Below are 15,221 nucleotides of genomic sequence, written 5' to 3'. Positions count from 1 at the left end.
GATCAGCGGAACTCGTAGCCATAGCGCTTGATGATCGCCCGGGCCTCGGCACCTTTCAGATACTGCAGGAAGGCCCTGGCAGCCTCGTTGCGGGCCCCGGTCTTCAGCAGGACGGCCTGCTGCTCGATCGGCGTGTGGTAGTGGGACGGCACGATCCATCGCGATCCGCCGGGCGCGTTGATCACCTGGGACAGGGCCACGAAGCCCAGCTCCGCCGCGCCGGTCTGCACATGCTGATAGGTCTGGGTGATCGAAGCACCGGTGACGATTTTCGGCTTCACCGCGTCATAGAGCTTGAGCCTGGTCAGGGTCTCGACCGCCGCCTGCCCATACGGGGCCGCCCTGGCGTCAGCGATGGCCAGCTTCTCGAAGCGGCCCTTGGCCAGTACCGCGCCGCTGGAGTCCACCAGACCAGCCGTCCTGCTCCACAGCACCAGTCGGCCTGTCGCGTAGGTGAAGCGGGAGCCCGGCACGGTCAGGCCCTCGGCCTCGGCCCTGACCGGCCGCTCGGAGTCGGCCGACAGGAAGACCTCGAACGGTGCGCCATTGGCGATCTGGGCGTAGAATTGCCCCGACGAGCCAAAGCTCAGGATCACGTTATGGCCCGTCTTCGCCTCGAACCTGGCGGCGATCTCCCGGGCCGGTTCGGTGAAGTTGCCGGCGACGGCGACCTTGGTCTCGGCGGCCAGGGCGGAGGCTCCCGTCAGCCAGGACAGGGCAGCGGCAAGCAGGGCGCGGCGAGCGAACAAACGAGACCTCGAGAGACTTGGAGTCGGCTTCGAACCCACGTTATGTAGCAAGACTACATAACGCTGTCCCATTTTCCGTTCGGGCCCGATCAGGAGTGACCATGTCTGTCGATGGCGACCTCAGCGCCTCGCTCGTCCTGCGCCGCGGCTCCCTGGCCCGGGTCGGGCTGGAGCGTATCGCCCTGCTGGAGGCCGTGGGTTCGCTCGGCTCGATCACCGCCGCCGCCAAACAGCTTGGCCTGTCCTACAAGGGGGCCTGGGACGCGATCCAGGCGCTGAACAATCTGTTCGATGGCCCGCTGATCACCGCCAGTGCCGGCGGCAGGTCCGGTGGCGCGGCGATGATCACGCCGCGCGGCCATGCTGTGATCGGGGCCTTCCGCGCGGTCGAGCGCGAGATCGGCGCGGCCCTGGCGCGTTTGGAGGCGGGCCTTGCAACGGCCCCCGATCAGGGGTTGGGAGACCTCTTCTGGAGCCTGGGCCTGCGAACCAGTGCCCGCAACGCCCTGCGGGGCACCATTGTCCGGGTCGGCGACGGCGGCGTGACCGTTGAGGTCGGGCTGTCACTGGGCGACGGCCTCGAGATCGTCTCGATGATCACCCGCCGCAGCGTCGACGAGCTGGGCCTGGCGGTCGGCAAACCGGCCATCGCCCTGATCAAGTCCAGCTTCGTCACCCTGGCCCGCGATGCCGCGCCGGCACCGAACCGGCTGGCCGCCATGGTCTCCGACCGGGAGGACGGCGAGGCGGCCAGCGAAATCAGCCTGGCCCTGCAGGCCGGCAAGACCCTGATCGCCACCCTGTCCCGCCCGGACGCCGACGCCCTGGCGCTGTCCGTCGGTCAGGCAGTGGTGGCGATGATCGCGCCGTCCGACATCATCCTCGCCGTCGAATAGGCGCGGTACGGCGTCCAGCGCCTTGGCACCCCTGGCGAGATGCTACTTGGCCGGTCGAGCTGCAGCGATGCGGGCCTGGCGTTGTGCCTCGAGTTCCGGTCGCTGCGCCATCAGATCGCGGTAAAAGGCCTGTCGCAAGGGGACCTGCTGCGCATGCATTCGCCTGGCCCTGACATAGGAAAGGCCGCGCTCACGCCGCGTCTGGACCTCGCCAGGGTCTGCGGCCAGATCCCGCAGCGCCTTTTCCCAAGAGCCGGGCGTGTCGGCGAACACGCCGATGTCGAGATGCTCAGGCGTGTCGCCATAGACGATGGGGGAACAGATCGGCACGACGCCAGCTGCGCAGCACTCGATGAACTTCAGATCTGATTTCAGTCGGTTGAAAGGCGTATCGGCCAGGGGCAGCAAGGCCAGATCACAGCCCGCCAGGGCTTTCATATAGTCGGCATGGGGCAGGGTCGGATGGAAGACCTTCGTCACCTCGTCAGGCAGTGCCTTGTAGAAGGCTTCGTCATGCACGACGACGAACTCAAGCCTGTCCGCCAGGGACCGGGCGGCTGCGATGATCGCCTCTGACAGCCCGGCCCAATCCCCGCCGCGATTGAGCGCGCCGAAAAACACCTTCAGGCGTGGGCCGAACTTGGGCGTTGTCGCCTCGATGCGTGGCAACTCGGCAATGGCATTTGGAAAGACCGTTACGTTCGGATTCCACTGCCGGATCATCGTCGCCAGCGGTTCGGTGCTGACGGTTACGGCATGCACGCCGCGAAAGGCGTGGAAGTCGGACTCCACAAATTCACGCCAGTGGTGCGGATCATCGTCGATGTCCGATGTGATGGTCCATCCGCGGTCGATCAGGCCGCTGACCACCCTGTTCAGCGGACCGTCATTGAGGAACTGGCGATGCAGCAGGAAGACGCCCGGCGGCCAATGGCGGGGCACGTTCACAGATCCTGCCCCCCAGGAAACCCTGCTGCCAGGGGTGCTGGCGAGCGCTGCCAGGGGATGATCCACCCGCGGCTCGGTTACGCCAGCGAACTTCGCCATGCCGATGGCCGCGACTGTGGTGGTTTCAGACGGCGGGCCGTTGATCGCCTTGATGATCCACTGAAAGGCAGAGAGGTCGCGTCGCAGATTGTCTGATGAAACGCCCAAGGACTCGGCGATCGGTGCGAAGGCCCTGATCGCCGCTTCGGTTTCCTCCGGTGAAATGATGAAAGGCGACGCTTCAAGGACCGTCCAACCTGCCATCTGGAACATCTTGATGGCGGAGACCCGCGTGAAAAGCTGGGGCGTGACAGGGTTCGCCCTGTCTGCTGTCACGTAGGGCCATTCTCCCTTCAACTGCTGCTGCAACAAGGCCCAATGGGAGACATTGGGAACGCCGGCAACGCAGATCCCGCCACGACCCGTGCGCGCCCGCAGACCTGCCAGAACGGCCGAGGGCGCATGCAGGTCCTGCAGGACACCCCTGAAAATCACGGCGTCGAAAGTGTCGTTCGCTCTCGCCTGATCCAGACCGGCCATGACGGATTCGGCGGCGACGTCTCCGACGACGATCGAGTCGACAAAAGAGGCCGCTTCACGCGCTTTGGCGTCGAGCAGCTCAAGTCCAACATAGCGGGCATCAGGATTGCGGGCGCGGTAGGCTTCGGCGAAGCGGCCGTTGCCGCAACCGACCTCCAGGACGTGCCGACGATCAAGCGGGATGGATTTGAGGATATCGGGATCGATGTCGTTGCCAAAGGTCATTGGTTTGGTCGTTCGTCTCGGGGTCTTTGAGGCTCAGCGAATCTGGCGGCCACGCGGCAAGTTGCAGGGACTGTCGTTGGTATAGCTTGCTGGTCCAGATCTTGAAATCTCAGCCCCGTTGAAATGGAGAGGACGGTGAAATTGCAATGATTTGAAATTGAATATCTTTCCTAAATAGGTTTTGTTCTCGCAGAATTATTGAGTCGAATATTTTTAATAATGGATAAATATCATTTACTCGATATTTGAAGAATTTGTGTTTTATTGTTGCGTAGATCATTATAAATGCTGCAAATTCTGTCAAATTCAGCCTCTGGGGAGGTGATTGTTGTTGCGGCGCAACCGGCTCTAAGGCGCTCGATATCTTGCGGATTGTTCACAAGTTTTCTGATGGCCCCGTAGAGTTGATCGCCTGTTGGCTCGTCCAGTAGAATGCCGTTGTAGTCATGGTCTACGACGTCGGGAATTCCGAAAGCGCGTGATGCTATGGGAACCACTCCGCAGATCATATACTCTCGGACTATGCGACAATAGGTCTCGAATTGAGTGGGTATTAGCCCGATGTCGGCCCATGCAAATTCATTTGCCATCGAATCTGCATTGTAAGGGTCGCAAAACTGTACATTGGGATATCTGGATAGGGCGGAATTCTGAGTCTGGGCCTTAGCTCCATAAACTCTCAAATGTAGATCAATGAATCCTTCGTCGTAGAGGCGCGAAAAAGCCTGTACGATTGCGGACCAGCCTTTCCTCTTGGCGTTACCGCCAGCATAGATGAAATTCAATCCTTTGTGGGGTTTCTTGGTTGAAACTGCATTCCTGACACTGACGCCGTGTTCAACGATTTCATAGTCACCAGACATTTTCATGTGACTATCAAAATAGTCAAAAAATGAATTAGTCGGGAAAAGAACCTTGTTGTATATTTCGGAAAAATGATCTCTGGCTACGATCTTTCGGGTCGCAATGGATTGGCTTTGTCGGTCTATATAGGCTTCCCCATAGGCTTTTAGCTTTGCCGATATGGATCGGAAATTGTGTTTCTCGCCTTGAATCGCGATGTTTGTGCGGTCGAGAAGGCATTCCGCGCAGTCCCGCGGGTTCAGGGGAGCTACGCAGGGCCGCCCGGCGGGCAACCTGTGGATCGGCTCTATGACCGAGCAGATGTCCTCGAAATTCCAGACTTGACGGACAATGGGCGCATTCAGCGCCCCCAGGGCCGCCAGGACCGAGCTTTCCATAAGCACCCAGTCGACAATGTGGATGATGTCCGGCGCGTAGTCGATTTCGATCGGTGGGGTCGTCCTGGCGCTCGGTGGGGAAGCGAAGGCGTTGAGATTCCATTCGGCCTGAACAGGCCAGTAAAACAGCTTCACTTGATCATAGATGTCCGGTGCCCTGCTGTGGTTGGCAGCAGTGTCGGGAACCAGCAATGCGACGTCCCAGCCACGTGCCATGGCGCGCTGCGCATATTGGCCCGTGATCAGCGGTGTCCCACTGAATTCAGCCCAGGGCGCGGCATGGACGACAAACAGTATTTTCATAAGATTTCCAGTGAGGCGCAAAGGTCGTTTGTGCAGCGCCAATAGTCTGTGGGTTCTGGATGAGTGCAAAGATGTGCAGTCTAGAATGACGGCTAGGCGGCGTCGTGTCACGCTCTGTGGGCTGGGGTTTTGGGCGTGATCCCCAATCCGAAGCGGCCAGCCGTCCCGGCATGGGTTTTGGGGGCTTGTACGCTCTAGCGGCGCGCGCGCGAGTATGGAATTGTCTGCCAGGACGGACGGGGGAAGCTGAGCTTGATGCCGAAAACTTCGCGACGTGGTCTGTTGGCGTTCGCCGCTGCACTTACCCTTGGTCTGGCCGCCTGCGGCGGCGGCGGTGGGGGTGGCGGATCCAGTGGCGGGGGCGGTACGACCCCCACGCCGCCGGCCAGGATTGTGATTTCCGACGCCGAGGCGGCGCGGTTTCTCACCCAGGCGACATTCGGCGTCACCGATGCCGATATCACGGCCCTCAAGGCCTCCAGCTATAGTGACTGGCTGACCCAGCAGATGGCGCTGGCACCCTCGGCCTCGCACCAGACCCACGCCGAAACGCGCCTGGCCCAGCTGAAGACCACCAACCCCACCGCGACCCTCAGTGCCAACCAGTTCTATGAGAGCTTCTGGGCCCAGGCCGCCACGGGGCCTGACCAGTTGCGCCAGCGCGTGAAGTTCGCCCTGTCGCAGATCTTCGTGATCTCGTTGAACGACGCCAATGTCGATGTGCGCGGGGCGACCTCCTACTACGACATGCTCGGGGCCAATGCCTTCGGCAACTTCCGCACCCTGCTCGAGAACGTGACGCTGCATCCGATGATGGGCGTCTACCTCACCAGCATCGCCAACCAGAAGGAAGACGCCACCACTGGGCGTCACCCCGACGAGAACTATGCTCGCGAGGTGATGCAGCTGATGTCGATCGGGCTGTTCACCCTCAATCCCGACGGGACCTACAAGCTCGATTCCGCCGGCAATCCGATCCCCAGCTATACGGCTGAAGACATCTCCAACCTGGCCAAGGTGTTTACCGGCATGAGCTGGTACTCCACGGCCCCGTCCAACTCGACCTTCTTCGGCGGCAGCCGCAATGCCGACGCCACGGTCAGGCCTATGATCCTCTATTCGAACTACCACTCGATCTCGGCCAAGACCTTCCTGGGCGTCACCATCCCGGCCACGACCACGCCGGATCCGGCCGGTGACCTGAAGATCGCCCTCGATACGATCTTCAACCACCCCAATGTCGGCCCGTTCATGGCGCGCCGCCTGATCCAGCAACTGGTCACCAGCAATCCCAGCACGGCCTATGTCGGGCGGGTCGCTTCGGTGTTCAACAACAACGGTACGGGCACGCGCGGTGACATGGCCGCCGTGGTACGGGCGGTCCTGACCGACGCCGAGGCGCGCGATGCGACCACGGCGTCCGGCCCCACCTATGGCAAACTGCGCGAACCGATCGTGCGCATGGCCAACTGGATGCGGGCTTTCAATGTCACCTCGACCTCCGGCAATTTCCTGCTGACCTCCACCAGCGCCTCGACCTCGCTGAGCCAGTCGCCGCTGGCCTCGCCCTCGGTGTTCAACTTCTATCGGCCCGGCTATGTGCCGCCCAACACCCGGCTGGGCACCCAGAACCTGACCGCGCCGGAGTTCCAGATCGTCGATGAGGTCACGGTCGCGGGCTATCTCAATACCATGCAGACCACCATCAACAGCGGGATCGGCACGGGTTCGGACGTCAAGTCGACCTATGCCAGCGAAGTCGCCATTGCTGACGACCCCGCAGCACTGGTCGAACGCATGAACAGACTGCTGATGTCCGGTCAGATGAGCGCTACCCTGAAGGCCAGGATCGTCGAGGCCGTCACCGGCGTGTCCATCCCCGGCGGAACCGCCACCCAGGCCCAGATCGACGCGGCCAAGCTCAATCGGGCCAAGCTGGCGGTGTTCATGACCATGGCCTCCCCCGACTATCTGACGCAGCGTTGAGGCCAGGATCATGACCGTCCGCAACCCCGATCGTCGTCACCTCCTCCGCGCCGGTGGGGCCCTGTCCCTGCTGGGGGCCGCCGCGCCCTTCGCCCTGCAACTGGCCGCAGCCGGCTCGGCGGCGGGACAAAGCGCACCTGACTACAAGGCCCTGGTCTGCATCTTTCTGTTCGGGGGCAATGACGCCCACAACATGGTGCTGGCCACTGACACCGACTCCTGGGGCCGGTACTTCGCGACCCGCAACACCGGCGTCGATCCGATCGCCCTGATGCCGGTCGGAACGGCACGCACGGCCGTCGGCGCAGTTTCACCGGTCACCGGACGCACCGCCAGCCTGGGGACGCCCGAGGCTTGGGGCGGTGTGTTGCCGATCACGCCGACGGCCCCCAACCCCGTGCCCGCCGGCACCAACGCCACCAGCCGTACCTTCGCCCTGCATCCGTTCATGGCCCCCACCCAGACGCTGTTCAACAGCGGCCGTCTGGCCATCGTCGCCAATGTCGGGACCCTGGTCCGCCCGATCACCAAGGCCCAGTACCTGGCCAAGAGTGTGGCCTATCCGGCCAACCTGTTTTCGCACAACGACCAGCAGTCGACCTGGCAGGCCGGCGCGGCTGAAGGGGTCCGCGTTGGCTGGGGCGGGCAGTTCGGCGACATGCTGAGCAGCATGAACGGCTCCAACACCCTGTTCACGGCCATTTCAACGGCCGGCAATGCCGTCTTCCTGTCGGGCCGCAACATCATCCAGTACCAGATGACCACTGCCGCCCAGCCGGCCGTCGTGGTCACGGGGACCACCGCCAACAGCCTGTTCGGCTCGACGGTCGGACCGGCCCGACTGCGCGAGATCATCCAGGACACCGGCAACCCCAGCCTCTTCGCGGCCGACTATTCCACAGTGGTCAACCGCTCGATGACGGCCGCCTCGACCCTGAATACCGCCTTCACCCAGACCAATGTCACGGCCATTCCGGCCCCGCCGGCCTATACCAACGCGATCACCGGCGCGGTTGAGGCCAACACCCTGGCCACCCAGCTGCAGACCGTGGCCAAGATGATCGCCGCCAACGGCACGCTTGGCCTCAAGCGCCAGGTGTTCTTCGTCAGCCTGGGCGGCTGGGACACCCATGACAAGCAGAACACCACCCAGCCCAACCTTCTGGCCAAGGTGGCGCAGGCCATGAGCTATTTCGACGGCGTGCTGGGCAATATTGGCGGCCAGGACATGCGCGCGAATGTCACGACCTTCACGGCCTCGGACTTCTCGCGCACCTTCACTACCAATGGCGACGGCACCGACCACGCCTGGGGTGGCCACCACCTGGTGATGGGCGGCGCGGTCAAGGGCAAGAACATCTACGGCCAGTACCCGACGCTCGGCGTCGACCTGGGCACCTTCAACAACCCCGACATGGCCCGTACAGCCCTGGTGCCGACAACCTCGGTCGATCAGTACGGCGCGACCATGGGCAAGTGGATGGGTGTATCGGACACCGACCTCGACACCATCTTCCCCAACCTGCGCTACTTCACGCCGCGCTACCTGAACTTCCTGTAGCGGCATCGATCGTCGAGCGGGGCCGAAACAGGATATCGGTCACCGCCCGGCGGCCGTTGCGGCGACTGACCTGCACGACGACCTCGACCAGTTGGCGGACATAGGTTCGCGCCATCGGCCAGCTGAGCTCGACGCCGCTGGTCAGGGCCAGAAGGGCGATCTGGTCCAGGGCCCCCTCGGGACTGTCGGCATGAACCGTGGTGATGGACCCGGGATGGCCGGTATTGACCGCGCGCAGGAAGGCGAAGGCCTCGCGACCTCGCAGTTCGCCCAGCAGGATCCGGTCGGGCCGCATGCGCAGGGCCGCGGCCAGCAGGGCGTCGGCGTCGACCCGGGCCTCGCCCTGCTCGCCGCGCACGGCCAGCAGTCCCAGGGCATTGGGGCGGTCCAGTTTCACCTCGGGCGCGTCCTCGATCAGGATCAGGCGCTCGGCCGGGTCTATGGCCTTGAGCAAGGCATTGAGCAGGGTGGTCTTGCCGGACCCCGTGCCGCCCGAGATCACCACCGTCTTGCCGCGTCGCACGGCCTGACGCAGGAACTCCGGCCGGTTGCCGGCTGCCAGAAGCTCGGCCAGCACAACATCGTCCGACGCCTCGGCGTCGGCCTGGCCTGTGACGTCGAACAGCCCTCCGGCCTCCAGCGCCTCCAGGCCCAGATCGGCAATGACATGCCGGCGGACGGCCAGGGCCACCCCCTGGCGCGTGGCGGGCGGCGCGATCAGCTGGACCCGCGAACCGTCAGGCAGGGCGGCGCTGAGAAGAGGATGCTCCCGACTGACCCCCTGGTCGGCGACGGCCGCGATCTGCCGGCCCAGCCGGCCCAGCACAACCTCGGTCAGGTCCGGTGCCTCTTCCCGCGTCAGGGCACCGTGGGTGGTCTCGACCCAGACCTCGCCGGGGCGGTTGACCAGGATGTCGGTGACATCGGGGCGCGCGAACCACGGGGCCAGCGGGGCCAGATAGGCCTTGAGGAACAGGCCCTCGCTCATCGCGTCGGGGTCGCCGCCGGGCTGACGGTCGAGAAGTCGAGGTCACGGGCCACAAAGACGCGGATCGGCTCGCCCTGCGGCACCTTGATGGTGGGCGGAATGTCGATCTCCTTCTGCAGGGCGATCTGGGCAACGCTGGCGGCCTGGGCGGGCGAGCCGATGATGATCGCGTTGCCACCGTTGCGGTCGCCGACCGCTGCGTCCAGTCCGGCCGACAGGACCGACAGCAGGATCGAGGCCCCGAAGCGCCGGAAGAAGTGGTTGTCGGTCTCGCCCTCCAGGCCGCCGCGGCCCAGTCGGTCGCCGCCCGGCGAGCCGATGTCGACCGAGACGCCGTCCGGGGTCAGCACCCGCGACCAGACCACAAAGGCCCGCGACTGCCCGGCCGCGACGCCACTGCGATACTGGCCGATCAGCTTGGAGCCCCGGGGGATCAGCACCCTGGACCCGTCAAAGCCGCGCACGTCGCGGGTGACCACCGCCCGGGCGAAACCGGGCAGGCTGGAATTGATCGCTGTCTCCAGCACCGCCGGGATCACTGTGCCCTGGGCCGCCAGGCTGGAGAGGTCTGACAGCCGGCTGGCCTTGGCGGTGCCGCTGGTGGAGCCGGCGACCCGTTCAGCAAAGCGCTCCTCGGCCGACAGCTTGCTGGCGTCAGAGCCGGTCGCCTCGCCCGACACTCGGCCGGGTAGGGATGGCGCCGACCCGCTGTCGGGGAGCCCGGCGACCGCGCCGCGCTGTCCGCTGAGATCGACGATCATGGCCGGTGCCCTCAGGCGGGCATAAGGATCGGACGTCGGCGTGATCGGCGCAGGGATCGGCGCAGGCGCAAAGGCCGGAGCGGCGGGGGCATTGGGCAGGGGCGGGGGCAGGGACGGATCGACCGTCGCGGGCACCACCACCATCGGCGGCGGCGGCGGCGGTACATAGGGTGGATTGGCGGCCTGATAGGCGCGTTCGGCGGCCCGGATCTTGGCTTCGCGGCCCGACTGCAGGCTGACGAAGACCACCGTGCCCAGGGCCAGGGCAGCGACCACCGCCAGGCCGACGGTCCAGGGCGATGCCGGGGCCGAAACCTGGGGTCCCAGGCCGCGCGCATGGGCGAAGACGGGGCTGTTGGAGAGATCGTTGGGCTCGGTCATTTCTGGAACCACCGCAAACGGGGCTTGGCCTTTTCGCGCGGTTTGGGGCTGAGCGGCCCCGCGGTCCGGTCGCGGTAGGCATCGTTATAGAGGCGGGTGACGTCGGTCCCGCGCCTCAGGGCAAAGCCCCGTGACACCTGGTCGACCACCACATAGCCGTCGCGCTCGGTGGAATTGACCACCGCCTCGCCGCCGTCGGCGTCGATCGCGAAGATGGCCGGATAGTCTTCGCCGGCATCGAACTGGAAATAGGTGGCCGCGCCGTCGTCGAACACCCGGGCCGGCAGGCTGCCCACCGAGCCCTCATAGCTATAGGCGGCATTGGCCACGCGCGGCGGCGGCCGGGTCTCGACCGGCGGCGGTGGCGGCTCAGGCGGCGGAGGGGGATAGTCAAAGCGCAGGGCGAACATCGCCGACCGCGCCGCCGCCGCGCCGCTAGACGGCGAGACGGACAGTTCAAAACTATACCGTCGCGCCGTGGTCACCACCGTCATGTTGGTGACCGGCGTGCGGGAGAGCGGCTTGAGAAACAGCAGGCTGGCCTTGGCGTTCGGCGTCACCTGCCAGCCCAGGGCGTCGCCGATCGAGACGTTCTCGATGCGCTCGTCGTCGGCAAACTCGATGCTGAACTGATAGCCCAGCACCCCGGTCAGGGCGACGACCTGATCGGGATCGTAGGGCGCCACGCGGATACGCGGGTCACCGGGGCCCGGCCGGGGCGTCACCGCCGCCTGTGCCGTGCCGCCTGCCAGGGCCAGCCAGACCATCAGGCCAAGTCCAAGCCGCCTCATGCCGCCCCGCCTCCAAAATCATCACGGCCGCGCACACTCGGCCGCCGGTAGGTTGCGCCGGCCGTTCCCAGGGGCGCGCCCGGGGGCACAGCCTCCACCGAGCGCGTCGCGGCGACCGCTTGGCCCGAATATCGCGGCGCATAGGTCGAGGTCTGGCTCAGGGAGGCCGCCAGGCGTTCGGCGCGCGACAGGACGCCGACCTCCCCGGCCGGCGGCTCGACCCGCGACGGGGTTTGCGGCGCACCTTCCATGGCACCATGCCCGGTCCGGGCCTTGAGCCGGAACCCGCAGGCCATCAGGACGCCCGCCAGGACCAGCCCGACCTGCACCAGGGCGAAGATCATCACCACGCCCGACACGGACAGGGCCGTGTCGACATTCATCTCCAGGGCCACGCGCTCCTGGGCCAGGGTCAGCAGGCCTGATTCAAGGATGGTCAGCATCAGAGCGGTCGAGATCCAGCCCAGCATCGCCGCCATCAAGGTCGCCAGCAGGGCTCGCACCCAACCCTCGAAAACGCCCCGGGTCGCTGGAAACAGCAGCAGGGCTACGAAGATCGGTCCCAGGGCCGTCAGCACCGCCGCCCCGACCATGGCCACGGAAAACACCCCGGCGGTCGTGAAGAACAGGGCACGGGCGGCCTGCCACAGCGCCTCGGCCGCAGCGGCATTGCCGTTGGAAAAGGCGCTGGCACCAGGGCCGGCGGCCTTGCCGAAGGCCTCGGCCGACAGGCTCAGCTGGTCATAGGCCACCTGCAGGGCACCGACCGGATCGCCGGCAAAGGCCGAACTCTGGGCTGCCGGCCCGGTGAGCAGGCGCGCCACTTCAATGGGAGCCCGATAGACCAGATCGAAGACCAGGGTCTGGAACAGGGTCCAGTTGGTCGCCAGGGCCAGCACGGCTCCGATCTTCAGGGCCGTCAGGGGCAGGTCTGACATCCGCGCCCCGGAGCCCAGCAACAGCCGATAGCCCAGCACGGCGACATAGATGACCAGGAAGGCCGTCAGCCAGGCCTGATAGGGCGAGCCCGGAGACCCGAGCGCCTCATAGCCGGACTGGGCATAGAAGCGCGCGTGGCAGTCCACCGTCTCGAGCACACCGCGGATCGCGCCGGCGTCCATGTCCAGGGCGGAACAGGCCTTCATCGCCGGGCCCCGGCCGGACCGGCCATGAAGGCCTCCAGCCACGCTTCCGGCGCATCGCCATGCTCGGCCCGCAGGGCGTCCAGACGGCGAACCCCGCGCTCATCGCCCGCCAGCACCCGCAGCAGACCCGGCAGGCCCGACAGGTCCAGCCGCGCCACGACGCTATGGTCGGCCTGCTTGATCAGGAAGCAGCGGGCGGTGTCGGGCAGGGTGCGGACCAGGTCGAACTCGTGCTCGCTCAGCCCGAAGCCGTCGATATAGTCGGCCGCCCGGGCCTTGGCATTGGGGAAGAAGATCTGGGTGGCGGCCTGCTCGATGATCGCCGAGGCGATCTGGCTTTCGAGGGCGTCACCGGCGCTCTGGGTGCAGAAGCCGACAATGCCGTTGCGCTTGCGGATGGTCTTTTGCCAGTCGCGGATCTTGCGGACGAACACCTCGTCGTCGAGCGCCTTCCAGCCCTCGTCGACGATGATGATTGCCGGGGATCCGTCCAGCCGTTCTTCGACGCGGTGGAACAGATACATCATCGCCGGCGTCCGCAGGGCGGGGGCGTCCAGCAGCCGGGTCATGTCGAAGCCCAGCATCGGTGCATCGAGATCGAGGCGATCTTCGGCATTGTCGAACAGCCAGGCGTGTTCGCCCTCGCCGATCCAGGGGGCCAGGCGGGCGGCCAGATCGCCGCTGGTCGGGCGGCGCGCCCCGCGCAGCAGGTCCCGCAGATGGCGCAGCCGCCGATACTCCGGGCTCTGGCCAAAGCTGGCATCGATGGCGTCGGCGACCAGCGCCATATCCTCGGGCGGCAGGGGGGCACCAGCCTGCTGCAGCAGTCGCGCCAGCCAGTCGCAGAGGAAGGCGCGGTTCTCGGCGGTATCGGGAAGTTGCAGCGGATTCAGGCCGGATGGCTCGCCCGGCGACAGCTGGTCGTAGCGTCCGCCGCTGGCCCGCACAAAGATCTCGGCCCCGCGATCCTTGTCGAAGATCACCACGCGCGGCGCCACCTTGCCGGCCTGGGCGACCAGGAAGTTGATCAGCGCCGTCTTGCCCGAGCCGCTGGGGCCGATGACGGTGAAGTTCCCAAGGTCGCCGGCATGAAAGCTGAAATTGTAGGGCCCGAAGGCGGTGGTCTCCAGGACCGTGATCGGCGCGCCCCAGTGCAGGTCCCGGTCCACGCCGCTCGGATGGCCGTGCAGGCTGGCCAGGCTGGCGAAATTGGCGGCCGAGACCAGGGCCTTGCGGGCGATGAACTTGAAATTGCCCGGGAACTGGGCCCAGAAGGCCGGCTCCAGATTGACGTCCTCGCGCACGGCGATGGCCCCGGTCTCGGCCAGGGCCGACTGCACCTCGGCCACGGCAGCGTCCAGGGAGGTCAGGTCCGGTGCCTTGGCCAGGATGGTCAGGTGGTGCTCGCCATAGGCGGCCCGACCCGAGCCGACCTCGTCGCGGGCCGCTGCCAGGTCGGCGCGCAGGCTATAGGCGTCATCGTCGGCCGCCCGCAGCCGGCGCAGGGCCAGGCCCATGCGATCCAGCGAGACCTGCCGGTCGACGAAGGCGAAGCTTTCGGTCAGTACCAGTTCGAACGGCAGGCGCAGGACGGAGTCCAGCATGCCCGGTGCCGACTGGGCCGGGTAATCCTTGACCGAAACCATGGCCCCGAACTGCGAGGGCTGGTTGCCGCTGGCGGCGAACTCCATGGCGTCGAGGCCAAAGTTCAGCCGCCGCGTGGGGATGGCCTCGCCCAGATCGCCCAGGGGTGCCAGGACCGGCCGGGTCTGGGCATTGACCAGCGAAGACAGGAAAGCCGCCGGTTCTGACAGCAGTCCGCCGCCGCCCGGCTTCAGGGTCAGGGTCTGGGGGCCGTAGGCGGCCAGGGCGGCCATGAAGGTCTCGCGCGTCGCGTGAAGCTGGCGCAGGTCTGTGGCCAGGGTCGCCTGGGTCGCGGCCGGCTTGAACAGCCGCTCGATAAACCCGGCCTCGCCCTGCAGGGGCCGGCGGACCAGGGTCAGATAGAGCTCGTTCACATAGAGCCGGCGCTGGCCCAGATGGGCGCGCCAGGCGGCGTCGAGGTCGGCTCCGAACGGATTGGCGAAGGTCCCCGACAGGTCCACCGCCACCTGCCGCCGCACCACGTGGTGATAGATAGCCAGTCGCGAATGGGCCGCGCCGCGCAGCAGGGTCTCGCGCAGGGTCTTGCGATAGTTCAGCTCGTCGTCGGTGCGGGTCTCGAACGGAAATCCGGCGAGTTTGATGGTCTGGATCAGAAGACCGTCGCGGGTGCGCAGCGTGGTCTCGTCCACATGACCGGCATAGGGCAGGCGCTGGCCGACCCGCGCCTCGCGCGGTGCCAGGATGCGCGCGGCGCCTGTGCTGACGAGCCTCTGGTTCATGGTCGGTAGGCGTTGGCGCGCCAGAAGCGGAAATTGGCGACGCGGGGGCACTGGCTGGCGCGGGTGACCCACAGGTCAAAGAACCGCGGCTCGTTCAGGCAGCCCAGATAGCCGACAATGTGGATCGCCGGCGCCAGCAGCAGCGCCCAGAAGCTCTTGGTGATCAGGAAGGCCTCGAGCGTCACGATCAGGTTGAAGACCGCATAGCTGTAGGTCACGCCGGCGATCATCTGCGGGCGGGTGAGTGCCGCGAAGATGGGGTCAGAGGTCAGGCGCGGCATGG

12 protein-coding genes are annotated in these 15,221 nt (G+C 65.8%); 3 read left to right on the top strand and 9 right to left on the bottom strand.

Annotated elements, in window-relative coordinates:
• Window positions 1–2 precede the first annotated feature (2 nt).
• Window positions 3–749 carry a molybdate ABC transporter substrate-binding protein gene (gene modA, locus ACW17U_RS11340; RefSeq protein WP_492052495.1) on the bottom strand — a complete coding sequence of 249 codons (747 nt, stop codon included), beginning with the start codon at window positions 747–749 and terminating at the stop codon, window positions 3–5.
• A 101-nt stretch (window positions 750–850) separates the two neighbouring features.
• Here modA and ACW17U_RS11335 point away from each other — a divergent pair, with 101 nt between their 5' ends.
• Window positions 851–1,645, top strand: coding sequence for a TOBE domain-containing protein (locus tag ACW17U_RS11335; RefSeq protein ID WP_492052494.1), 795 nt, complete (start codon window positions 851–853; stop codon window positions 1,643–1,645).
• 42 nt (window positions 1,646–1,687) lie between these two features.
• On the opposite strand, the gene ACW17U_RS11330 is transcribed toward ACW17U_RS11335, so the two are convergent.
• Both ACW17U_RS11330 and ACW17U_RS11325 read right to left on the bottom strand, forming a co-directional pair.
• A complete protein-coding gene (locus ACW17U_RS11330; RefSeq protein WP_492052492.1) occupies window positions 1,688–3,397 on the bottom strand; it encodes a methyltransferase domain-containing protein in 1,710 nt (569 codons plus the stop codon).
• A gap of 230 nt (window positions 3,398–3,627) precedes the next feature.
• A complete protein-coding gene (locus ACW17U_RS11325; RefSeq protein WP_492052490.1) occupies window positions 3,628–4,941 on the bottom strand; it encodes a glycosyltransferase family 4 protein in 1,314 nt (437 codons plus the stop codon).
• A 255-nt stretch (window positions 4,942–5,196) separates the two neighbouring features.
• Between ACW17U_RS11325 and ACW17U_RS11320 the strand changes: the two genes are divergently transcribed.
• Both ACW17U_RS11320 and ACW17U_RS11315 read left to right on the top strand, forming a co-directional pair.
• Complete coding sequence (locus ACW17U_RS11320; protein ID WP_492052488.1) at window positions 5,197–6,927, top strand: DUF1800 domain-containing protein; 1,731 nt, start codon at window positions 5,197–5,199, stop codon at window positions 6,925–6,927.
• 10 nt (window positions 6,928–6,937) lie between these two features.
• A complete protein-coding gene (locus ACW17U_RS11315) occupies window positions 6,938–8,488 on the top strand; it encodes a DUF1501 domain-containing protein (RefSeq protein ID WP_492052486.1) in 1,551 nt (516 codons plus the stop codon).
• Here the strand turns inward: ACW17U_RS11315 and virB11 are convergent.
• Genes virB11 through ACW17U_RS11285 form a run of 6 tightly spaced genes read right to left on the bottom strand, consistent with a single transcriptional unit; the run spans window position 8,460 to window position 15,219 of the window.
• On the bottom strand, window positions 8,460–9,476 hold the full coding sequence (virB11, locus tag ACW17U_RS11310; protein ID WP_492052484.1) for a P-type DNA transfer ATPase VirB11: 1,017 nt from the start codon (window positions 9,474–9,476) through the stop codon (window positions 8,460–8,462). The genes ACW17U_RS11315 and virB11 overlap by 29 nt on opposite strands.
• Window positions 9,473–10,618, bottom strand: a complete 1,146-nt coding sequence (gene virB10, locus ACW17U_RS11305; RefSeq protein WP_492052483.1) for a type IV secretion system protein VirB10 — start codon at window positions 10,616–10,618, stop codon at window positions 9,473–9,475. Before virB10 ends, virB11 begins: the two co-directional genes overlap by 4 nt.
• The gene (locus ACW17U_RS11300) at window positions 10,615–11,409 is read right to left on the bottom strand and encodes a TrbG/VirB9 family P-type conjugative transfer protein (RefSeq protein WP_084745777.1); all 795 of its coding nucleotides are present in this window, start codon (window positions 11,407–11,409) and stop codon (window positions 10,615–10,617) included. Before ACW17U_RS11300 ends, virB10 begins: the two co-directional genes overlap by 4 nt.
• Complete coding sequence (locus ACW17U_RS11295; protein ID WP_492052481.1) at window positions 11,406–12,554, bottom strand: TrbL/VirB6 family protein; 1,149 nt, start codon at window positions 12,552–12,554, stop codon at window positions 11,406–11,408. The genes ACW17U_RS11300 and ACW17U_RS11295 overlap by 4 nt, the downstream gene beginning before the upstream one ends.
• Window positions 12,551–14,938 carry a VirB4 family type IV secretion/conjugal transfer ATPase gene (locus tag ACW17U_RS11290; RefSeq protein WP_492052479.1) on the bottom strand — a complete coding sequence of 796 codons (2,388 nt, stop codon included), beginning with the start codon at window positions 14,936–14,938 and terminating at the stop codon, window positions 12,551–12,553. The genes ACW17U_RS11295 and ACW17U_RS11290 overlap by 4 nt, the downstream gene beginning before the upstream one ends.
• Window positions 14,935–15,219 (bottom strand): VirB3 family type IV secretion system protein, encoded by a 285-nt coding sequence (locus ACW17U_RS11285; RefSeq protein ID WP_062145311.1) that lies wholly within the window; start codon window positions 15,217–15,219, stop codon window positions 14,935–14,937. The genes ACW17U_RS11290 and ACW17U_RS11285 overlap by 4 nt, the downstream gene beginning before the upstream one ends.
• Between the last annotated feature and the right edge of the window lie 2 nt (window positions 15,220–15,221).

Source organism: Caulobacter sp. AVps16, assembly GCF_058681455.1.
The sequence above is the reverse complement of the archived record's forward strand: the minus strand, read 5'-3'. Positions and strand labels throughout refer to the sequence as shown.